Below are 21,195 nucleotides of genomic sequence, written 5' to 3'. Positions count from 1 at the left end.
CGGTGCGCCCCGGCCCCGTGGTGCGTGCCGGTGGGTCAGCGCAGGCGGCCGGCGCCGGCGCGGTGGTCGACGATGCCCGGGACGGCCCGGGGGTGGTCGACCCTGGTGCGCAGGGTGGGTGTCCAGCCGGCGCCGGACTGGAGGGTCTCGGCGGGGATCTCGGCGTTGTGCACGGCGATCAGATCGGTGAGACGGCCGTTGACGTAGTTGTTCTCGGCGGTGAGCGGCGCCTCGCTCCACTTCTTCAGCACCTTGCCGGTGCTCACCCCGTCCGCCAGGGTGAAGGCGTTGTGGGTGGCGTGCAGCCGGGAGTTGGCGCCGATGCCGAAGACGTAGCCGAACTTCTGGCCGGCGGTCACCACGAAGTGGTTGTTGTACGAGTCGACCTGCCCGAAGCGGACGCGCGGCGCCCGTTCGACGATGCCCTCGAAGCGGTTGTGGTGCAGGGTGACCCGGAGCTTGCCCGTGTCGGTGGCGCCCGCGCCGTCGCTGTTGCCGATGAGCATGGTCTTGTCGTGGTCCTTGAAGGAGTTCCACGACACGGTGACGTAGTCGCCGCCGCGCACCACGTCGACCAGTCCGTCGTGCTGCTGGTAGACCTTGCCGAAGTAGGTGGGCAGGGAGCTGTCGGGGTAGCGACCGTCGGTGAGCGTGTTGTGGTCGATCCACACGTGGGTGGAGCCGTACACCACGACGCCGTCGTACTCGGAGTTCCAGGCGCCGGTCCTGTTGTCGTCGGTCGGGTCCCACTGCGGGAAGCAGTCGAGCGGGGCCTCGATGGTGAGGTTGCGGATGATGACGTTGTCGACGCCCTTGATCTGGAGGCTGCCGCCGCGGATCCCGGAGTGGCGGCCGACGCCGACGATGGTGGTGTTCGCCGGGATGTTCGCCTTGATGGCCTGGTCCTGGTTGGCGGCGGACGCGGCCCGCAGTTCCTCCTGCTCGCCGCTGACCGGGGTGTCGTGGCCCCAGACGGCCGGGTCGTAGTCGGCGAGGTACTGCTGGAAGTCGTAGCCCTCGGCGGCGAGCGCGTCGCAGCCTTCGGACACGGCGTCGATCACGCCCTTGACCTTGATGATCCTGGGCGCGGTTCCGCCTTCCGCCAGGGCGGCCTTGAACTGGGCCCAGGTGGTGACGGTGAAGACGTGCGCGGCGTCGGCGGCCGAGCCGCCGGTGGTGCCCGTGCCCTCGGAGGCCCAGCCGTCCCCGGCGGCCAGCACCTGGCGGCCGAGGTCGCGGGAGCCGGGGTGGGCGGTGGCGGTGCCGGTGACGCCGAGGACCAGGGCGACGCAGCCGGACAGTGCGACGGCCTTCACGGCCGTTCTCGTGGCATGCCCATGCCATCTCTGTGCGTTCATGGTGCGGCTCTCTCTTCTGCGGTCGGGTCGGTTACGCGGCGGCCGGCGGCCAGGTGATCCAGGACTCGGGGATCTCCTCGTCGAGCCGGCGCACGTCCTGCGGGCCGAGCACCCGCGTGCGCAGCAGCTCCCGCACCACCAGCCGCGCCACGGCGATCGCGCCGGGCGGGTTGAAGTGCGTGTTGTCCTGCTCGGTCGCCGTCCAGTTGAAGTACTTCTTGGTCTGCTCGACTCCCAGCTCCTGCCAGAGCGCGAGCGACAGCGCCTGGACGTCCAGCAGCGCCACGCCCTCCTCCCGGGCGAGCGCGCGCATCGCCGCCGGGTAGTCGCCGTGGCTCGGCAGGGCGGTGCCCTGCGCGTCGAACCGCCGCCGCTCCACGGCGGTGGCCAGCACGGGCCGGGCACCGCGGGCCCGCGCGCCGTCGACGTACAGACGCAGGTGGTCCTGGTACGTCGTCCAGGGCTCGGTGTACCGGGTGGGGTCGGCGCTCTTCTCGTCGTTGTGGGCGAACTGGACGATCAGGAGGTCGCCCGGCCCGATCTCCCCGAGGATCGCCGCCAGGCGCCCCTCGTCGACGAAGCTCTTGGAACTGCGCCCGTTCACCGCGTGGTTGGCGACGGGCCGGTCCTTGTGCAGAAAGAAGGGGAGGGCCATCCCCCAGCCGGTCTCCGGCGCCGCGTCCGCGTACTTCTGCGCGGCGGTGGAGTCCCCGGCGATGTAGACGGTGCGCCGGCGCCGGCCCGCGGAGGCCCGCGCGGTACCGGTCGCCCCGAGGGCGAGAGGAACGGCGGCCAGAGCCGCCGAGGTGACCTGTCTGCGGGAGAGGGACACGCGGGGTGCCTTTCGGACCGGGGACGAGACGTCCGGAGCGGGGGCGCGGGGACGTGCGCGAACGACCAGGGACGGCCCGCCGCCCGCGCACCGCGGACCGCCCCACCACGAACCCGGGCTCAGCCGTTGCGCTGCGCCCACTCCGCCTGCGCCTCGTTCAGCTGCTCCGCCAGCGTGTCCAGGAAGTCCTTCGCGCTCATGTCACCGAGCAGCACCTTCTGGAAGTTCGGCTCGTTCTCGGCCTTGGAGATCGTGTTCCAGTCCGGCAGGTAGTACGGCAGCTGCACGATCGTCGTGGACCCGTCGCTCAGCGCCTCGGCCGCCAGCTTCGTCGGCTCCGCCTCGGAGACCCAGGCGTCCTTCGCCGCCTCCGTGTTCGCCGGCACCTGGCCCGCCGACTCGTTGAACTTCGAGTTCTCCTCGTGCGAGAGCGCGAACTCGATGAACTTCCAGGCGGCGTCCTTGTTCTTGGAGCCCTTGAACAGGCCGAGCCCGTCCACCGGGTTGGACACCTGCACCCGCTTGCCGCCCGGGCCGGTCGGCTGCGGGATGCCCCGGAACTTGTCGGCACCGAGCGCCTTCACGTGGTCCTGGTAGGAGCCCAGGTTGTGGTTGAGCATGCCGATGGTGCCGGAGTCCCACTGCGCGACCATCTTGGTGAAGTCGTTGTTGAGGTCGGCGGACGGGGTGACCTTCTTGAACAGCGCCGCGTACTTCTCCAGCGCCTCGACGTTCTTCGGGTCGTTGACGGTGGTCTTGTCGCCCTCCCAGAACGTGGTGATCCCGCTCTGCCCGTACATCGCGTCCAGCGCCTGCGCGATGGACCCGGCGCCGCCGCGGATGGTGTAGCCGAACTCGTTCTTCTTCGTGTCGGTCAGCTCGTCGGCCGCCTTGAAGAAGTTCTCCCAGGTGGTCGGCTCCTCCAGGCCCGCCTTCTTGAACAGGTCGGTGCGGTAGTAGAGCACGCCGTTGTTGGCGGAGGTCGGGATCGAGTACAGCGTGCCGTCGCCGCCGCCCGCGGCCTTCATCGACTCGACCATGTCCTTGTTGAGCTTGCCGTTCAGCGAGGACTTGGCGAGCCGCTCGTCCAGCGGGTCCAGCGCGCCCTGCGCGGAGAAGCCGGCGAGCATCGCCGCGCCGACACCGCCGACGTCCGGCAGTCCGCCGCCCTGGATGGCGGTGTCGACCTTGGACTGGTACTCGGTGGACGAGATGCCGACGTACTCGACGTCGATGTCCGGGTTGGCCTTCTCGAAGTCGGCGATGATCTCCTTCCAGATGTCGGTGCGGACACCGCCGTTGTTGTCCCAGAAGACGATCTTGCCCTTGCCGCTGCCCTCGGAGCCCTCGCCGCCGCCCCCGCCGCTGCCGTCGTCGCCGCAGGCGGTGGCGGTGAGCGCGAGAACGGAACCCAGGGCGACGGCTATGGCAGCGCGCCTGCTTCTGCGGATGCTGATCTTCATTGGTCGGCTCTCTTCTTCTGGTTCCAGCGGAGATATGAAGTTGTGGGGGGTCTGTCGGCGCCTGACCGGCCCCGGTGGCGGGCCCGCGGGGCCCGGCGGCCGGTGCGGTCGGTGCGCTCGGGGTGATCGGCGACGGGACGCGTCCTCGCGTTCCTGTCGCTCGGTTCGCTCGGGTCGCCCGGCCCGCTCAGCCGGACCGCGGGGCGGCTTCGGGCCGGGACCGGCTGGGGAGGATGTCGACGCCGCCCTCGCCGCCGGGGTGTTCCCCGGCCGGGTTCCGCACGGTCGCGCTCCCGGTGGAGCCTGCGTACGCGGCGGGCGTGCCGTAGACGATGACGGTGCCGGAGCCGTCCTGTCCAGTCCCCTGCGCCACGTTCTCCGGCCCGTTCTCGCGGCCGCCCGGCACGGCGCCGATCCGCCGCTGCGGCCCGGAGAAACGCGTGACGAGGGCCGGCACGGTGGCGGCCGGGTCCAGCCGGTAGGCGTAGAAGTCCCGCGGTTCGAAGGCGGTGCCCCAGGCGTCGTGGCGCCCGGTGGTGTTCCTCAGGATCGAGCCGCGCTGCACCAGCTCGGCGGTGGCGTCCGCCTGGTACGGGTGCTGGACGTCCTCGTAGTACGAGTTCTCGATGACCATCTTCGTCCGGCCGCGCGACCAGTTGCCGTACGTCCACACGGGATCGCCGGGGTCCGCCTGGGCCGTCAGATAGTTGTTGTACAGGTGCGCGTAGGCGGCGTTGTCGACGGACGGATTGCGCTGCTTGGTGTTGCGGAACCAGTTGTGGTCGATGGTGATCTGCGTCTTGACGCCGGTGGTCCAGCCCAGGCCGAAGGTCTTGTTGTTGTTCTCGAACCGGTTGTAGGAGACGGTCACGTACTCGCTGTCCTTGCGGATGTCGAGCTGGCCGTCGCAGATGCGCGAGAAGCGGTTGTGGTCGATCCAGACGTGATGGACGGTGTCCATCTGGATGCCGTCGAAGTCGGTGTTCTTGCAGTCCCAGTCGCCTTCGACGGCCGAGTCGCGGATCGTCAGATTGCGGATGATCACGTTGTGGGTGCCGGGTTCGAGACGGAGCTCCCCCCGCACCAGCTCGCCGGTCGTCCCGACGCCGACGATGGTCTTGTCCGAGGCGACCGTGACGCTCGCGCCGAACGGCTCGGCGGTGATCGTGCCCGCGACCCGGATGACGTACGGCTCGGGCGCGGCGGCGTACTTCGCCAGCGCGGCCTGGTCGGTGACGGTGACGACCTCGCCGCCGGCGCCTCCGGTGGTGCCGCCGGCGAGGGAGGCGAAGCCGTGCGGGCGGTCGTCCCAGCGGGACGGCGGGGCCAGGTCCCGCGCCCGGACGGCGGGCGCGGCCTGGGCCTCGCCCAGGGACCCGAGGCCCAGCGCGGTGACGAGGCCGATGACGGCGGCCACCACCTTGCCGTGCCCCGGTCTCGACAAGCGCTTGCCAGGGGGGTACGTCATTGCGGCTCCCAACAGGCTGACGAAGGGGGTGGTTCAGAGCGCGGTGATACGGAACTGCGTGAACGTCGCCGCGCCCGCGTGCCCCTGCCCGTCGCTCGGGGTGAGCGCGAACAGGCCCAGCAGGGCGCCGACCCAGCGCCAGGGCGTGGCGGCGAAGACCTGGCCGGAGGGGCGCGGGCCGTCGCCGAGGTCGTAGTGGAAGCGGCAGCGGGCGCCGGGCCGGATCTCGATGCGCAGCGTGGCCCGGCCGTCCGGGGCCGGCCTCGGGTGGTCGGCGTCGCGTTCGCGTTCGGCGACGGACTCGGCGAACCGGTGCACCAGCTGGACCGTCCCGTCGGCCCGCCGCTCCAGCCCGATCCAGCCGAACGCGTCGCCGAGCACCGCGAGCCCGGCGCGGGCGCCCGGCTCCTCGCTGTCCAGGCGCAGCCCGACCTCGACGACCGAGGGCATGCCGGGCAGCCGCTGGGTGAGGACGTTCGGCAGTCTGCGCAGGTCGTGCGCGTCGGCCGAGCGGACGCAGCTGAGCCGGAGCCCGTCGCCGGAGTGCTGGGTGGCCCAGCCGTCCGCGGGGTTCGCGGTCCACTGCCACTGGCGGCCGAACCGCCCGCCGGGGAAGTCGTCGTCGGTGGCGGGCGCGGCGGGCGGCTGCGGCGGCAGGGCGGGCCTGGGGTGGACGGCGACGGGGGCGCCGTCGTCGCCGAGGACCGGCCAGCCGTCGGCACCCCAGCGCATCGGCTGGAGGTGGACGACCCGGCCGTAGGCGCCGCGCTGCTGGAAGTGCAGGAACCAGTCCTCACCGGCCGGGGTCCGCACCCAGCCGCCCTGGTGGGGTCCGTTGACGTCGGTGTCCTTCTGCTCCAGGACGACCCTCTCCTCGTACGGCCCGAAGAACCCGCGGGAGCGGAACGCGCCCTGCCAGCCGGTCTCCACGCCGCCGGCGGGGGCGAGGATCCAGAACCAGCCGTCGTGGCGGTAGAGCTTGGGGCCCTCCAGGGTGAACCAGCCGGGGATGCGGTCCGCGTCGACGATCACCTTGCCCTCGTCGAGCAGGGAGGTGCCGTCGGGGTGCATCCGGTGGCCGGTGAGGCGGTTCTTGACGCCGGAGCGGGACTTGGCCCAGGCGTGCACCAGATAGGCCTCGCCGGTCTCGTCGTCCCACAGCGGGCACGGGTCGATCAGCCCCTTGCCCTCCTTCAGCAGGTGCGGGGCGGTCCAGGGGCCGCGGATCCGCGGCGCGTTGATCTGGAAGATGCCCTGGTCGGGGTCGCCCCAGAAGATCCAGAAGCGGTCGTCGTGGTGCCGGAGCGACGGCGCCCAGACGCCGCAGTCGTGGCGCGGCACCGCGAACTCCGCCGCCGGTTCCAGCCGTTCCAGGGCGTGGCCGACCAGTGTCCAGTTGACCAGGTCCCGGGAGTGCAGCAGGGGCAGTCCGGGGACGCGGCCGAAGCTGGAGGCGGTGAGGTAGAAGTCGTCGCCGACGCGGACGACGTCCGGGTCGGACCAGTCGGCGTCCAGGACCGGGTTGGTGTAGGTCTCGTCCGTCACGGGGCGACCGCCTTGCGGACCAGGGCCGCGGCCTGCGCGCGGTCGAGGCGGCCGTCGGCGACGACGGTGACGACGCGGCGGACCACGGTCTCGCCGGGCGGGACCGCCAGCCGTTCGGTGTGGGCCAGCGAGGAGCCGACGCCCGGGTACTCGGCGGTGCGCACGAACCACGGGTCGCGGCGGGTGGCGTCGGTGGCGCCGGCGAAGACCAGCGTCCAGGACGAGCCGGCCAGCGCCAGCCAGTCGGCGGGCCGGCCGTGCGCCGCCGCCTCGCCCTCGGTGTCGGCGGTGAAGACGTCCGGTGCGCTCGCCTCCTTGCGGGCCCGCCAGAAGAATCCGCCGTACGCGGCGCCGGGGCGGCCGTTGGTGGCGGGGCTGCCGATGCTCAGCGGCTTCGCGGTGGTGTTGGTGACGGCGAAGGTGAGGTCCAGCGCCCAGGCGGTGGCGGTGAGCGCGGTGGCGGCGACGGTCCGGCGCTCGTGCAGCAGCTCGGCGCCCGCGGCCACCCAGCGCAGCTCCTCGACGAAGCCGTCCGGGTCGCTCAGCTGGAAGGCCACGTGCCGCTGGGCGCCGTGGTTGGCCAGCTCGGTCGGCCCCTGGTCGCGCACATAGGTGCGACCGCCCCAGAAGTTGTGCCCCTCGACGTCGGGAACGGCGACACCGACGCCGAGGTGGTGCGGATGGTCGGCGGGACTCAGCTCGGTGACCGAGACGCCGGACAGGGTGGTGACGGGGTGCAGATAGGGGCGCGGGGAGAGCCGGTCGGGCAGGGCCGGCCGGATGACGTACCGGCCGACCGGTCTGCCGGCGACCCGCAGAACGGGGGTGTCGCTGCTGGTCATCGGGTGCTCACCTCTTTCGGCGGCGCGGTCGGGGCGGTCCAGGGGGCCGCCAGTTCGGAGTAGAGCGCGAGGGTGTCGGCGGCGGCGGCGACCAGGCCGTCCACGCCGGGCACGACCCGCCGGTGCTCGCCGGGCGGCCGGTGCCAGGCGGACGGCGGCAGCGGGGCCGGGTCGGGCGCCAGCCGGATCGCCTCCACGACCTTCATGAAGGCGCCGGTGGTGTCCGGCGGGACCAGCAGTCCGGCGCCGTTGGCCAGGTGGTCGGCCAGGTTCTCCAGCAGGTCGGTGCGGCCGTACTCGGTCTCCTCGGGACCGTGGCCGGCGCGCTGGAGCAGCACCCGGTCCTGCTTGTACCAGAAGGTGATCCGGCCGCGGCTGCCGTGCACCAGGACGTACGGCTCGCCCGGGTGCTCGGCGCACAGCGTGGCCGCGACGGTGACCGGGCGGCCGGCGGCCGTGGTGACCCGGACGCAGGAGGTGTCGTCGGACTCGATGGCGTTGGCCCGCCACAGCTCGGTCTCGATCGCGGTGACGTCCTCGGCGCGGGTGGCGCCGCCGAGCGCGAGGGCGGTGGCGACGGCGTGCGCGAGGGGGTTGGTGAGCGCCCCGTCGATCACGTCGACGCCGTTCAGGCGCCGCCGGCCCGCCCACGGGGCGCGGCGGAAGTAGGCCTCGTCCCGCGACCAGGCGCCGGCTCCGCCGATGCCGGTGACGGTGCCGATCGCGCCGTCGGCGATCAGTTCGCGGATCGCGGGCACGGCGTGCGAGCCCAGCGACTGGAAGCCGATCTGGCAGGACACGCCCGCCTCGGCGACCCCGTCGGCCATCCGCCGGAACTCGGCGTAGGACGGCGCGGGCGGCTTCTCCAGCAGCAGGTGCACGCCGCGCCGGGCGGCGGCCAGCGCCAGGTCGGTGTGGGTGGGGATCGGGGTGCAGATCACCGCGGCGCGGGCGCCGGTGGCGTCCAGCAGGCCGCCGAAGTCGGCGGACTGGGCGGGCAGTTCGCCGCCGAACTCCTCCTCGGTGAGCGGCGTCAGCTCGCAGATGCCGACGAGCCGGACGACGCCCGCGTCCTGGAGGCGGCGGATGTTCGCCACGTGCCAGCGGCCGTGGCCGCGGGCGCCGGCGAGGACCAGCGGCAGGGGTTCGGTCATCGGATCCTCCCCGCTCCCGCGCCGCGCGCCACCGCCCGGTCGGCCGTCGCCGCGTCGTCGACCGGGCCGTGCAGGACGGGCGTCCAGCCGACGTCGGGGGTCAGGTCGCGCTCGCTGCCCGAGTTGTAGGCGTTGTGGAGGGTGAGCAGGTCGACCGGGTAGCCGTTGAAGAGGGTGCCGCTGTCGTGCAGGGCGGTGCCGTTCCAGCTCTTGACCAGGTCGGCGGCCTCGATGTGGCTCGGCGTGTGGAAGGCGTTGTGCTCGGCGTGGACGGCCGACTCGGTGCCGACGCCGATCGAGTAGCGGTGGTCGTGGGCGTCCTCGGGGACGACGTAGCGGTTGTTGTAGAGGTGCACCTGGCCGAAGCGGACGCGCGGGGCGCGCTGGACGACGGACTCGAACTCGTTGTGGTGCAGGGTGACCCGCAGCCTGCCGCGGTCACCGGTGACCGTGTCGCCGTTGCCGATGAGCATGGCCTTGTCGTGGTCGGCGAACCGGCTCCAGGAGACCGTGACCAGGTCGGAGCCGTTCGTGATGTCCAGCAGGCCGTCGTGGCGCAGGTAGTTGCGGGCGAAGTAGGTCGGCTCGTCCTCGTCCGGGTGGCCCTTGTCGCTCAGGGTCACATGGTCGATCCAGACGTGGCTCGCGCCGCGCAGCCAGATGGTGTCGTACGCCGCCTTCCAGTCGCCGAGGCCGCCGGAGTTGGGCTGCCAGACGGGGAAGCAGTCGTAGGCGTCCCGGATTTCGAGGTTGCGGACGATGACGTTGTCCGCGTCGCCGATCTGGAGGCCGGCGCCCTTGAGGACGGCGTCGTCGCCGAGGCCGACGAGCGTGGTGTTGGAGCCGACGCGCAGTTCGATCCGCTCGGCCTGGCGGGCCGCCGACGCCTTGCGGGCCTCCTCCTGCGGTCCGCTCGGCCTGGCGGAGCCCCAGGTGCGGGGGTCGTAGGCGGCGAGGTAGCGCTTCAGGTCGTAGCCGCCGGTGGCGTAGTCGTCGCAGTCCAGGCGGCGGCCCCGGTCGTCGGTGTTGACGTCGATGGTCCCGGCGATGCGGATGATCTTCGGGGTGGCGCTGCCGCCGTCGAGGGCGCGGACCAGTCCGGCCCGGTCGGTGACGGTGAGGACATGCGCCTCGTCGGCCGCCGCGCCGCCGGTGGTGCCGCCGGCGGCGGACGCCCAGCCGTCGCCCGGGGCGAGGGTGTCGCGGCTGATGTCACGGGCGTCGTCGGCGTGCGCGGGCACGCACAGCACGCCCAGCAGAGCGGCCGCCAGGACCGCGTGCCGCAGTCTCATCCCTTCACCGCCCCCGCGCTGAAGCCGGTGATCAGCCACTTCTGGATGAAGGCGAAGACGATGACCACCGGGACGGCGGCGATGATGCCGCCCGCCGCGAGGGCGCCGAGGTCGACGCTGTCCGCGCTCATCAGGGTGTTCAGGCCGACCGGGATGGTCTGCTTCTGCTGGTTGTTGAGGAACATCAGGGCGAACAGGAAGTGGTTCCAGGAGTGCACGAAGGCGAAGGAACCGACCGCGATCAGCCCGGGGCGCAGCAGCGGCAGCACGATCACCCGGAAGGCGGTGAACCGGTTGCAGCCGTCCACCCAGGCCGCCTCCTCCAGGGAGTACGGCACGTTCTTGATGAAGTTGCTGATCAGGATCATCGACAGCGGCAGCTGGAAGACCGTCTCGGCGAGGATGACACTGCCCAGCGAGTTGATCATGTTCAGTTCGGCGAAGATCTCGAACAGCGGGACCAGCAGCAGCGCGCCGGGCACGAACTGGGAGCAGAGCAGGGCGAGCATGAAGCCCCGCTTGACCTTGAAGTCGAACCGGGCGAGGGCGTAGCCGCCGGCCAGCGCGACGCCGGTGGTCAGCACCAGGGTGGCGACGCCGACGAGCACGCTGTTGCCGAAGTAGGTGCCGAACTGGCGCTCGGTCCACACCTTCTCGAAGTGCTCGAAGGTCATCGGCCAGGGCACCAGCGAGGTGGAGCCCGCCGGGCGCAGCGCGAAGAGCAGGATCCAGTAGAACGGGATCAGGGTGAAGACCAGGTAGATGGAGAGCGGCAGATAGACCTGCCAGCGGGGGACCTCGTCCCAGCCGCGGCGCTTGTTCACCGGGCGCGGCGGCGCGGGAACCGTACGACGGGGCCGGGAGACGACCGGGGCCTCCTTGATGGTGCTCACTTGGACTCGCCTCCGAACTTGCTCAGCCGCAGATAGACGATCGAGCAGAAGAGCAGGATCACGAACGCGACCGTGGTCAGGGCCGACGCGTAGCCGAAGTCGTGGGCGTCGACGCTGGTGTTGGCGATGTACAGCGGCAAGGTGGTGGTCTCGCCGGCCGGTCCGCCGCCGGTGAGGGTGTACAGCAGGTCGACGTTGTTGAACTCCCACACCGCGCGCAGCAGCGTGGACAGGACGATGGCGTCCTTCAGATGGGGCAGGGTGATGTGCCAGAACTGCTTGAGCCGGCTGGCGCCGTCGACCTCGGCGGCCTCGTACAGGTCCTTCGAGACGGACTGGAGGTCGGCGAGGATGAGGATCGCGAAGAAGGGCACGCCCCGCCACAGGTCGGCGACGACCACCGCCGGGAAGACGGTCGAGGTGTCCGACAGCCAGCTGGTGCCGTAGGAGCCGATGCCCATGTCGGCGAGGTAGCGGGTGATGCCGGTCTGGGAGTTGTAGAGCAGCACCCAGATCGCGGAGGTCAGCACGCCGGAGACGGCCCACGGGGAGAAGACCAGGGCGCGTCCCAGGGCACGGCCCACGAAGGTCTGGTTGACGATCAGGGCCAGCGCGAGGCCGAAGAGCAGCTGGAGGCCGACCTCGACGAAGACCCACTTGGCGCTGAAGGTGAGGGTGTCCCAGAAGACCGGGTCGTCGGTGAAGGCGTGGACGAAGTTGTCGAAGCCCGCGAATCCGTTCCGCCACGGCTTGGTGGGGTTGTACTCCTGGAGGCTGTAGTAGAAGACGCTGATCACCGGGTAGGCGATGAATCCCAGCATCAGCAGGGCCGCCGGGGCGATCAGCAGGTACGGGAGCCTGCGCGGCGTGGCGGAGGCACGGCGTCGCCGGGGTGGCGTGGGCGGTTTCGCCACGGCTGCGGCTTGGGCCATGACTGTTCTCCGTTCTCAATGCGTCTTGTGCGTCGCGTACGTGCGGGGAAGCGCTTTCTCGATGGGCGGAGCGGTGCGATGGTTCGTCCGTGCGGGATGTCACGTCGTACGGTGCGGCGGTGGTCAGCCCGCGTACGGGTCCGGCACCTTCCCCGGACGCGCCAGGAACTCGAAGTCGCAGCCGGTGTCGGCCTGGGTGATCTGCTCGTTGTAGAGCGCGCCGTAGCCGCGCTCGTAGCGGGCGGGCGGCGGGGTCCACTCGGCGCGGCGGCGCGCCAGCTCCTCGTCGTCCACGTCCAGGTGGAGCGTGCGCGCCTCGACGTCCAGGGTGATCAGGTCCCCGGTGCGCACCAGCGCCAGCGGCCCGCCGATGTACGACTCCGGCGCCACGTGCAGGACGCAGGCGCCGTAACTGGTGCCGCTCATCCGGGCGTCGGAGATCCGCACCATGTCCCGCACGCCCTGCTTCAGCAGATGGTCGGGGATCGGCAGCATGCCGTACTCGGGCATGCCCGGCCCGCCCTTGGGGCCGGCGTTGCGCAGCACCAGCACGCTGTCGGCGGTGATGTCCAGCGCCGGGTCGTTGATGGTGCGCTGCATGGTCCGGTAGTCGTCGAAGACGACCGCGGGGCCGGTGTGCCGGAGCAGCTGCGGCTCGGCGGAGATGTGCTTGATGACCGCGCCGTCCGGGCAGAGGTTGCCGCGCAGCACCGCGACCCCGCCCTCCTCCGCCACCGGGTTGTGCCGGGGCCGGATGACGTCGTCGTCGTGCACCCGCGCGCCGGCGAGCTGCTCGCGCAGGGTGTCGTACGAGACCGTCGGCCGGTCCAGGTGCAGCAGGTCCGGGATGCGGGAGAGGAAGCCGGGCAGGCCGCCCGCGAAGTGGAAGTCCTCCATGAGGTACTTCTGGCCGCCGGGCCGTACGTTCGCCAGGACCGGGACGGTGCGGGCGATGCGGTCGAAGTCGTCGAGGGTGAGCTTGACGCCGGCGCGGCCGGCCATGGCGATCAGGTGGATCACGGCGTTGGTGGAGCCGCCGAGGCCCAGCACGGTCGTCACCGCGTCCTCGAACGCCTCCGGGGTGAGGATGTCGCTCAGTCTGCGGTCCTTGTGGACCAGTTCGACGATCCGCAGACCCGCCGCGGCCGCCATCCGGTCGTGTCCGGAGTCGACGGCCGGGATGCTGGAGGCACCCGGCACGGTCACGCCCAGCGCCTCGGCGGCGGCGGTCAGCGTGGACGCCGTGCCCATGGTCATGCAGTGGCCGGGCGAGCGGGCCAGGCCGCTCTCCAGCTCCTGCATCTCGCAGTCGCCGATCAGGCCGGCACGCTTGTCGTCCCAGTACTTCCACATGTCGGTGCCGGAGCCCAGCACCTCGTTGCGCCAGTGACCGGGCAGCATCGGACCGGCCGGGACGAACACCGCCGGCAGGTCGACGCTCGCGGCCCCCATGAGCAGGGCGGGCGTGGACTTGTCGCAGCCGCCCATCAGCACCGCGCCGTCGACCGGGTAGGAGCGCAGCAGCTCCTCGGTCTCCATGGCGAGCATGTTGCGGTACAGCATGGGGGTCGGCTTCTGGAAGGTCTCGCTGAGGGTGGAGACCGGGAACTCCAGCGGGAAACCGCCCGCCTGCCACACCCCGCGCTTGACCGCCTGGGCGCGGTCGCGCAGATGGACGTGGCAGGGGTTGATGTCGGACCAGGTGTTGAGGATCGCGATGACGGGCTTGCCGAGGTGCTCCTCGGGCAGATAGCCGAGCTGGCGGGTGCGGGCCCGGTGGCTGAAGGAGCGCAGCCCGTCGGTGCCGTACCACTGGTGGCTGCGCAGTTCCTCGGGGCGCTTGCGGGGCTCGGTCATATGGACCACCCTGCGGCGATGGCGGCGACCTCGGACCGCTCGCTCTCCGGCAGCGGCCTGCTCGGCGGGCGCACCTCGCGGCGGCACAGACCGAGCGAGGCCAGCGCCTCCTTGACGACGGTGACGTTGTTGGCGGAGCCGTTGGCGGCGCGCAGCTCCTCGAAGCGGCGGATCTGCTCCCAGACCTTCATCGCGGCCGGGTAGTCACCGGATCGAAGCGCCTCGATCATGTTCAGCGAGACGGCCGGGGCGACGTTCACCAGGCCCGAGGTGAAGCCGGTGGCGCCGGCGGAGAAGTACGACGGGGCGTACGGCTCGGCGAGGCCCGCCACCCACACGAACCGGTCCAGGCCCGCGTCCCGGGCGAAGGCGGCGAACCGCGCGGCGTCCGGCACGGCGTACTTCACGCCGATCACGTTCGGGCAGGTGTCGGCCAGCTCGGCCAGCCGGTCGCCGTGCAGCTGCGCGTTGCGGATGTACGGGACGACACCCAGCTCGGGCACCGCCTCGGCGATCGCCCGGTGGTAGTCGACCCAGCCGCTCTGCGAGACGTACGGGTGGACCGGCTGGTGCACCATCACCATCTGCGCGCCGAGCTGCCGGGCGTGCCGCGCGGAGGCCACCGCGGTCGGCACGTCGTGGCCGACGCCGACCAGGATCACCGCCCGGTCGCCGGCCTCCTCGACGGTCAGCTCGGTGACCAGCTGCCGCTCCTGGGGCGTCAGGGCGTAGAACTCGCCGGTGTTGCCGTTGGGCGTGAGCGTCCTGACCCCACCGTCGAGCAGACGACGCAGCAGGGCCCGGTGGGTGTCCTGGTCGACGGAGCCGTCCTCGGCGAACGGTGTCACCGGGATCGCGACCACGTCGGCCAGGGCCGCCCGCTGGGTCTCGAACGTCGTTGTCATGCCTGACCGTCCTCTCCCTGGGCCTCGACCTGTATGTCGGGGAAGGCCCGCTCGACAAAGGACGCGATATGGGCGTGGAGGGCGCGCGCCGCGCCGTCGGCGTCGCCGTCCAGGGCGAGCCGCAGGATCTCGCGGTGCTCACTGGCCTCGCGCTCCCAGGAGGGATCGGCGGCCCAGGCGACGGCCGAGACGAGCGCCGCCTGGTCGCGGACCTCGTCCAGCATCCGGCCGAGCAGCGGATTGCCGCACGACACGTACAGGGCGCGGTGGAACTCCCGGTTCGCCAGCGACCGTTCGGCGGTGTCCGTGGCGTCGTCCGCCCGGGTCAGCGCGGACCGGGCGGCGTCCAGGGAGGTGCCGCGGCGCACCGTGCGGCGCAGCGCCTCGGGCTCCAGGAGCAGTCGCACGTCGTAGACCTCGCGCGCCATGTCCGCGTCGACCATGCGCACCGTGACGCCCTTGTACTGGCTCATCACCACCAGTCCGGTGCCGGCCAGGGTCTTCAGCGCTTCGCGCACCGGGGTCTTGGAGACCCCGAACTGCGCGGCCAGCTCGGTCTCGACCAGGGCCTGACCCGGCGTCAGCTGTCCGGTGAGGATGCGGTGTTTGATCCCTTCCAGCACGTATTGCGTGCGGGAGGGGATCGGCGTGGGCACAGAGGTCATGCGCGCCTCTCGGATATCGCGTATCGCGTCTCATATATGACGTACGAAGTACGACGGGTTGAAGGTAGGAGCGCCCCCGTGTTTCGTCAATGCTTCTGACAAAGGAACTTGAGGTTGCCTGGTGGAGCCGTCAGAGACGGTGGACGGCGCCCTCCCGCGCGGTGCCGGTGACCCCGCCGAAGGCGGCGGCGGCCCGGGCGGTCGCGGACTCGGGGGACAGCGTGGGCCCGACATGAGTGATCAACAGCCGCCGTACGCCGGCCTCGCGGGCGGCGGCGCCGGCGTCCTCCGGGGTCAGATGCACCTGTTCGCCCTCGCGATGCGCGTCGATGTCCGCCTCGCACAGGAACAGGTCGGCGCCGCGTGCGAGCCCGACGAGCGCGGGGCAGGGACCGGAGTCCCCGGAGTAGGCCAGGACACTCCCGTCCGCCTCGGCGCGCAGCCCGTACGCCTCCACGTCGTGCACCACCGCGCGGGAGGTGAGGCGCAGCGCGCCGTGGCGGGCGGTGTGGCCGTCGGACAAGGGACGGAAGTCGAAGACGTCGGCGAGCGAGGCGGGGTCGGGCCGGCCGAGGAACGCGGCGATCCGGCCGGCGCAGCCGGCGGGCGCGTACACCGGTATGGGCGCGGGCGGGGTGAGGCCGCCGTACGCGAACGCGTAGAACGCGGCGAGCAGATCGGCGTTGTGGTCGGCGTGCAGATGCGAGACCCAGATCGCGCTCAGCCGCGCCGGGTCCGTGTGCCGCTGCAACTCCGCGAAGGTCCCGGTCCCGGCATCCACCCACACCTCGGCCCCACCGCCACGCAGCAGATGACCGGAACAGGGACGCCCGGGGGCGGGATGCGGGGAGGCGGTACCGAGAACGGTGAGCGTGAAGGACATGCGGGGAGGCTATGTCTCACCTCCCGGCGCCCGCAGCAGGGTGCATGCGAGCGGGACCGGGGTCAGCCCGCGGGACGGCACCGGGGGGCGGTGAAGGTGAGCGGGCCGGTGCTGGCGGGTCCACGGCACCCGGCTCGGCGGCTCGAAGCCGGAGGCAGGGTACGGGCCGGCACCGGGGACGGTGAACACGGCCGAGGCCGCCGCTCGCAGGATTACGGCACCCAGCCCGGCGGCCCGAAGCCGGAGGCAGGGTACGGGCCGGCACCGGGGACGCTGAACACGGCCGAGGCCGCCGCTCGCAGGGTTACGGCACCCAGCCCGGGTCCCGCCCGCTCAGCCCCACCGCCCGGTCCAGGAGCGGAGCGTCGGACGGCACGGGCACGACGGGCCCGAAGATGCTGCTCCGGCCGGGGTCGTCGACGGACTCGGCGAGGAAGGCGTGGCAGGCGCGCAGCGCGGCGGGGTCGGGGGCGTACTCCTGGCCGGTCGCGCGGGCCAGGTCCCAGCCGTGCACGACCAGCTCGTCGACGGCGACCAGACCGGCGACCTCGCCGGGCAGGTCCACTCCCCCGGCGCGGGTCATGCCGGTCCAGGCGGCCGGGTCGCGCCACGCGTCGGCCAGCTCGTCGAGCGTCTTGGGCAGCTCCTCGCGCCAGCCCGGTCCGATGTCGGGCACGGCGGTGTCCGGGGCGGTGTCGGTGGTCGCGCCGAGGTCCTTGCGGCCCGCGTCCCGGAAGGCGACGACGAGCCCGGTCAGGTGGCCCATCAGATTGCGCACCGCGTAGCGCGGGCAGGGCGTCGGGCCCGCCAGCCGGTCGTCGGTCACGCCGGCGGCGAGGCGGGCCAGGACCGCCGTCTGCGGTCCGAGGTCGAGGGGCGGGGGCGTGTCGGTCATGCGGTGCTCCTAGCGCGGGATCCGGCTCCTGGAGGGTTGACCGGCCCCGGCCCCGAAACTCATCGCCGGGGCGGGCGGCTCATCCGCCCGGCTCCGGCAAGCTGACGCGCGCTGCGGGAGGACGGCGGCAGCCGAGCCGACCGCCCGCCGTCCACTGCCGCCGGGAAGCCGCGCCGGGGGCGCCGTCACCCCCACTGTCCGGCCCTCGGCGGACACCGCGCGGCCCGACCGGTTCGGACGAGCGACGTCACCGCTGACACCCATCTGCCTGCCGCCGGCGGGCACGGGAGCCGCGCCCGGGGGGCCGTCGCCCCCACCGTCCGGCCCCCGGCGGACACCGCGCGGCCCCCCGACCGGCTCGGACGAGCGACGTCACCGCTGACACCCATCTGCCTGCCGCCGACGGCCACGGGAGCCGCGCCGGGAGCGCCGTCGCCCCCACTGTCCGGCCCCCGGCGGACACCGCACGGCCCGACCGGCTCGGATGAGCGGCCTCACCACCATCACCCACGCTGTCTGCCGCCGTCGGCACGGCTTGTGCCGGCCGTCGAGCCGTCGGCCCGGGTGCCGTAGAGCGGCGAGCGGCGGCCGGCAAGCCGTGCCGACGGCGCCGTCCGCCCCACAGTTCGGCCTCCGGCAAGCACCATGCGCAGCGCGACCAAACCGGCTCACTCGGCCTCCGGCGGACACCGAGCGGCCCGACCGGCTCGCCTCGGCGGCCCTCCGGCCCCCGGCGAGGGCGTCAGGCGAGCGCAGGCACCGGCCACAGCGCGGCCGGGCCGCCTGCACCCCGACAGCACACGGCCACAGCACGGCCGGGCCACACCCCGACAGCGCACGCACCGGCACGTTCCGAGGGCGGGACCCGGCCGCAGCACGGGCAGGACCGGCCACTGCACAGCCCAGGGCCCGCCCGCCCCGTCGATGCCCGCGTCGCGTTCAGCTCGTCCCGAGCGCCGCCCGTACCGCCTCCAGGTCCGTGTCCGATGCCAGGCCGGCGTGGTAGAGCCGTACTTCCGTCGCTCCCAGGTCGCGGGCGTGGGACACGTCCGTGGCGAAGGTCGCCGGGCTGCCGCCCATTCCGGAGACGACCGTGAGGTTCGCGGCGAGGACGGTGTGCTCGCGGGCCCGGTCGGCGAACGGGGTGAGCAGGGCCGGGCCGCCCGTGCAGGGGACGACCACGCCGTCGGCGACGGAGAGGATGTGCGCGGGGTCGACGCCCGCGTTGGCGCCGCAGTGGTAGGAGACCGGGTCGGCGTGCAGGAGTACCTGGAAGCCGGCCGGCGCCTCCGCGCGGACCGCCGCGACGGCCGCGTTCTGGAGGGTGCGGGCGGTGTCGTCGCGCCACGCGCGCGTGGCGTTCGCCGTGGTGTCGCCGAGGAGTTTCTCGACCGCCGCCCAGCCCCCGTCCGAGGGCGCCCCGCGCCACAGCGGTTCCAGCGCGGAGCGCACCGCGGCGGCGAGTTCGTCGGCGTCCAGGCCCTGTCCGGCGTAGCCCGCGCGGCAGTCGGCGCAGAAGCACAGGGACATCAGGTACTGGCCGGCGTCCCCGAGGCCGACTCCGCCGATCTTGTCGTGGGCGTGCAGATGGGCGAGTCCGTACCAGCCGAGGGATTCCAGTTCGGTGCCGCGCGCTCCGGGCCGTACCGCCGCCTCGGCGGCGAGGTCGACGAGGTACGCGCGCGTGGCGGGCTGCGCGATGCAGGGCGCCCAGGGGTAGCGGTCGCCGTAGGCGTTCACGACCGAGGTGTCCGGGTGCTCGGCGCCCAGGCGGGAGTTGTGCGCGAGGACCACCCAGGAGTGCACCTCCAGGCCGGCGTCGGCGAGGGCCGCCGCGGCCTCGCCGTAGGCGTCCGCCTCGGGCGCCCACGCGCCGGCCGGGTACGGCCGCAGGGTGCGGCCCTCCCAGCGGGCGCCGAGCGGGTAGAGCGCGGCGGCGTGTTCGGCGGTGACGACGCGGTGGCGGGGGTGGCGGGGCGTCAGGGCGCGGGTGGAGTGGTAGGCGGAGGCGAGTGTCACCTGGCGTATGCCCAGTTCGGCCAGGTGTGCCGGGGCCGCGGGGTCCCCGTTGACGTCCCAGGGGTAGACGAACGCCGACGCCTTCACGCGGTCTCCTCCAGCAGCGCGTATCCCCGCTCGATCAGCTGAGCGAGCTGCTTGACATGATCGTCGCTCGGCTCGTGCAGCGGGGGCCGAACCTCGCCGACGTCCAGTCCGCGCAGCCGCACGCCGGCCTTGACCAGGGCGACGGCGTAGCCGCGGCCCTGGGCGCGGAGTTCGACGAAGGGCCGGTAGAAGCCGTCGAGGAGGCGGTGCGCGGTGGTGTCGTCGCCGGTGCGCAGGGCCTGGTGGAAGGCGAGCGCGAGTTCCGGCACGAAGCAGAAGACGGCGGAGGAGTAGAGGGTGATGCCGATGCCTCGGTAGGCGAGCTGGGTCTGCTCGGCGGTGGGCAGGCCGTTGAAGTACAGGAAGTCGCCGGGGACCTCGGTGCGCACGGCGCTGACGATCCGCTGCATGAGGTCGAGGTCGCCGAGGCCGTCCTTGAGGCCGATGATCCCGTCGGTGCGGGCGAGTTCGACGACGGTCTCGGGGGTGAGGACGGCGTTGTCGCGCTGGTAGACGATCACGGGGAGAGCGGTCGCCGCCGCGAGCTCGCGGTAGTGCCGCAGCAGTCCTTCCTGCCCGGCGACGACGAGGTACGGCGGCATGGCGAGCAGTCCGTCGGCCCCGGCCTCCTCGGCGAGCCGGGCGTACCGCACGGCGAGCGCGGTGCCGTAGCCCGCCCCGGCCACGACCGGTACCCGTCCGGCGGTCTCCTCGACCGCCGCCCGCACGCAGCTCTGGAACTCCTCGGGTGTGAGCGCGTGGAACTCGCCGGTGCCGCAGCAGGCGAAGACCGCCGCGGCTCCGGCCTCCACGCCCCGGCGCACATGGGCGCGGAGGACGTCCAGGTCGACGGTGCCGTCCGGGCCGTAGGCCGTGACGGGGAAGAACAGCGGCCCGCTGGGGACACTGAGGCGGGCGGCGAGAGGGGCTGACGTCACGGGCGCTCCCGAGGTCCATATTCTTGATCTGCGTCTACATTTCTGAACTTGCTCACGCTAAGACGCCTCCCGGAGGCGGGTCAAGCGCCACAACACGCGACACACCAGCGGATTCAGCGCGTTCGCCGGACACTTGACGGGCGTCGCACCGCCTCTTAGCGTGTCCACGAATATGAATGCCGTGCGCACATATGCACGGCTGCGGCCCGGCTGCCGATTCAAGGAGACCCGAGGATGCCCGCTCCCCGCACCGTTCTGCTCACCGGCGCCGCCGGCGGCCTCGGCACGCTGATGCGGGACCTGCTGCCCGCCTTCGGCTACGAACTGCGGCTGCTCGACCTGCGCCCGATCGAGGGCGAGCCGGACGCGGTCGTCGCCGACCTCGCCGACAAGGAGGCGGTCCGGGAGGCCGTCCGGGGTGTCGACGCGATCATCCACCTCGCGGGCATCTCCCTGGAAGCCCCCTTCGAGAAGATCCTCAAGGCCAACATCGAGGGCACGTACAACGTGTACGAGGCCGCCCGCGAGGAGGGCGTCCGCCGGATCGTCTTCGCCTCCTCCAACCACGCGGTCGGCTACACCCCGCGCCCGCGCGACGGCGAGCCGCTGATCCCGATCGACACCCCGCGCCGCCCGGACACCTTTTACGGCCTGTCCAAGTCCTTCGGCGAGGACCTGGCTCAGTTCTACTGGGACAAGCACGGCCTGGAGACCGTCTCGGTGCGCATCGGCTCCTGCTTCCCCGAGCCGACCAGCGTGCGCATGCTCTCGGTGTGGATGAGCCCCGCCGACGGCGCCCGCCTCTTCCACGCGGCCCTCACCGCCGAGGGCGTCGGCCACACCGTCGTGCACGGCTCCTCCGCCAACACCCGTCTGTGGTGGGACCTGACCAGCGCGCGCGGCCTCGGCTACGACCCGCAGGACGACTCCGAGCCGTACGCCGAGAAGCTGATCGCCGAGCAGGGCGAACTGGACCCGGAGAACCCGGCGCACGCCTGCCTCGGCGGCCACTTCGTGACCGAGCCGCCGATCTGGCCGTACTGAATCAAGCCACTCACGGCGGCGGGCGGGCACCGAACGGGCCCGCCCTGCTCCTTGATGACCGTGGCACGCGCCTGGAAGTGCGGGTCGTCGTTGGCGGCCATCTTCTCCTGGACGGCCTTCACC

17 protein-coding genes and 2 pseudogenes are annotated in these 21,195 nt (G+C 72.5%); 1 reads left to right on the top strand and 18 read right to left on the bottom strand.

All coding sequences use genetic code 11. The features are described 5' to 3' along the window. Positions 1-35 precede the first annotated feature (35 nt). From ABT232_RS35355 to ABT232_RS35275, 17 genes and pseudogenes are all read right to left on the bottom strand, one after another. On the bottom strand, positions 36-1,358 hold the full coding sequence (locus tag ABT232_RS35355; RefSeq protein WP_351848065.1) for a pectate lyase family protein: 1,323 nt from the start codon (positions 1,356-1,358) through the stop codon (positions 36-38). Positions 1,359-1,389: 31 nt separating this feature from the next. Further along, positions 1,390-2,190, bottom strand: coding sequence for a rhamnogalacturonan acetylesterase (locus ABT232_RS35350; RefSeq protein ID WP_351848063.1), 801 nt, complete (start codon positions 2,188-2,190; stop codon positions 1,390-1,392). A gap of 119 nt (positions 2,191-2,309) precedes the next feature. Beyond that, on the bottom strand, positions 2,310-3,653 hold the full coding sequence (locus tag ABT232_RS35345; protein WP_351848060.1) for an ABC transporter substrate-binding protein: 1,344 nt from the start codon (positions 3,651-3,653) through the stop codon (positions 2,310-2,312). A 277-nt stretch (positions 3,654-3,930) separates the two neighbouring features. After that, positions 3,931-5,121: pseudogene (locus ABT232_RS35340) on the bottom strand (pectate lyase family protein); the annotation flags it as partial. A 33-nt stretch (positions 5,122-5,154) separates the two neighbouring features. Next, the gene (locus ABT232_RS35335) at positions 5,155-6,666 is read right to left on the bottom strand and encodes a glycoside hydrolase family 43 protein (RefSeq protein ID WP_351848058.1); all 1,512 of its coding nucleotides are present in this window, start codon (positions 6,664-6,666) and stop codon (positions 5,155-5,157) included. Continuing rightward, positions 6,663-7,508, bottom strand: a complete 846-nt coding sequence (locus ABT232_RS35330) for a DUF6807 domain-containing protein (RefSeq protein ID WP_351848056.1) — start codon at positions 7,506-7,508, stop codon at positions 6,663-6,665. Before ABT232_RS35330 ends, ABT232_RS35335 begins: the two co-directional genes overlap by 4 nt. After that, a complete protein-coding gene (locus ABT232_RS35325; RefSeq protein ID WP_351848053.1) occupies positions 7,505-8,662 on the bottom strand; it encodes a Gfo/Idh/MocA family protein in 1,158 nt (385 codons plus the stop codon). The genes ABT232_RS35330 and ABT232_RS35325 overlap by 4 nt, the downstream gene beginning before the upstream one ends. After that, complete coding sequence (locus tag ABT232_RS35320; RefSeq protein ID WP_351848050.1) at positions 8,659-9,954, bottom strand: pectate lyase family protein; 1,296 nt, start codon at positions 9,952-9,954, stop codon at positions 8,659-8,661. The genes ABT232_RS35325 and ABT232_RS35320 overlap by 4 nt, the downstream gene beginning before the upstream one ends. Beyond that, complete coding sequence (locus ABT232_RS35315) at positions 9,951-10,847, bottom strand: carbohydrate ABC transporter permease (RefSeq protein WP_450872009.1); 897 nt, start codon at positions 10,845-10,847, stop codon at positions 9,951-9,953. Before ABT232_RS35315 ends, ABT232_RS35320 begins: the two co-directional genes overlap by 4 nt. Next, a complete protein-coding gene (locus tag ABT232_RS35310; RefSeq protein ID WP_351848047.1) occupies positions 10,844-11,779 on the bottom strand; it encodes a carbohydrate ABC transporter permease in 936 nt (311 codons plus the stop codon). The genes ABT232_RS35315 and ABT232_RS35310 overlap by 4 nt, the downstream gene beginning before the upstream one ends. 123 nt (positions 11,780-11,902) lie before the next feature. Further along, positions 11,903-13,636 (bottom strand): L-arabinonate dehydratase, encoded by a 1,734-nt coding sequence (araD, locus tag ABT232_RS35305; protein ID WP_351848045.1) that lies wholly within the window; start codon positions 13,634-13,636, stop codon positions 11,903-11,905. After that, complete coding sequence (locus tag ABT232_RS35300; protein WP_351848043.1) at positions 13,633-14,541, bottom strand: dihydrodipicolinate synthase family protein; 909 nt, start codon at positions 14,539-14,541, stop codon at positions 13,633-13,635. The genes araD and ABT232_RS35300 overlap by 4 nt, the downstream gene beginning before the upstream one ends. Continuing rightward, positions 14,538-15,206: a GntR family transcriptional regulator gene (locus ABT232_RS35295; protein ID WP_351848041.1), complete on the bottom strand. Its 669-nt coding sequence runs from the start codon at positions 15,204-15,206 to the stop codon at positions 14,538-14,540. The genes ABT232_RS35300 and ABT232_RS35295 overlap by 4 nt, the downstream gene beginning before the upstream one ends. A gap of 130 nt (positions 15,207-15,336) precedes the next feature. Next, positions 15,337-16,089, bottom strand: a complete 753-nt coding sequence (locus ABT232_RS35290) for an MBL fold metallo-hydrolase (RefSeq protein ID WP_351848038.1) — start codon at positions 16,087-16,089, stop codon at positions 15,337-15,339. Positions 16,090-16,393: 304 nt separating this feature from the next. Further along, a complete protein-coding gene (locus tag ABT232_RS35285) occupies positions 16,394-16,984 on the bottom strand; it encodes a TIGR03086 family metal-binding protein (RefSeq protein WP_351848036.1) in 591 nt (196 codons plus the stop codon). A 939-nt stretch (positions 16,985-17,923) separates the two neighbouring features. After that, positions 17,924-19,090 (bottom strand): hypothetical protein, encoded by a 1,167-nt coding sequence (locus ABT232_RS35280; RefSeq protein ID WP_351848033.1) that lies wholly within the window; start codon positions 19,088-19,090, stop codon positions 17,924-17,926. Beyond that, a complete protein-coding gene (locus ABT232_RS35275) occupies positions 19,087-20,028 on the bottom strand; it encodes a 5-dehydro-4-deoxyglucarate dehydratase (protein ID WP_351848032.1) in 942 nt (313 codons plus the stop codon). The genes ABT232_RS35280 and ABT232_RS35275 overlap by 4 nt, the downstream gene beginning before the upstream one ends. Positions 20,029-20,262: 234 nt before the next feature. On the opposite strand from ABT232_RS35275, the gene ABT232_RS35270 reads away from it, so the two are divergent. Then, positions 20,263-21,072 (top strand): NAD-dependent epimerase/dehydratase family protein, encoded by an 810-nt coding sequence (locus ABT232_RS35270; protein ID WP_351848030.1) that lies wholly within the window; start codon positions 20,263-20,265, stop codon positions 21,070-21,072. 44 nt (positions 21,073-21,116) lie between these two features. Here ABT232_RS35270 and ABT232_RS35265 read toward each other — a convergent pair. Beyond that, positions 21,117-21,195, bottom strand: a pseudogene (locus tag ABT232_RS35265) (superoxide dismutase, Ni); the annotation flags it as partial.

The sequence above is a fragment of the Streptomyces sp. NPDC001532 genome (assembly GCF_040298625.1).
Taxonomy (GTDB): Bacteria; Actinomycetota; Actinomycetes; order Streptomycetales; family Streptomycetaceae; genus Streptomyces.
Note: the sequence above shows the minus strand (reverse complement) of the source record. Positions and strands in the feature narration are given on the sequence as shown.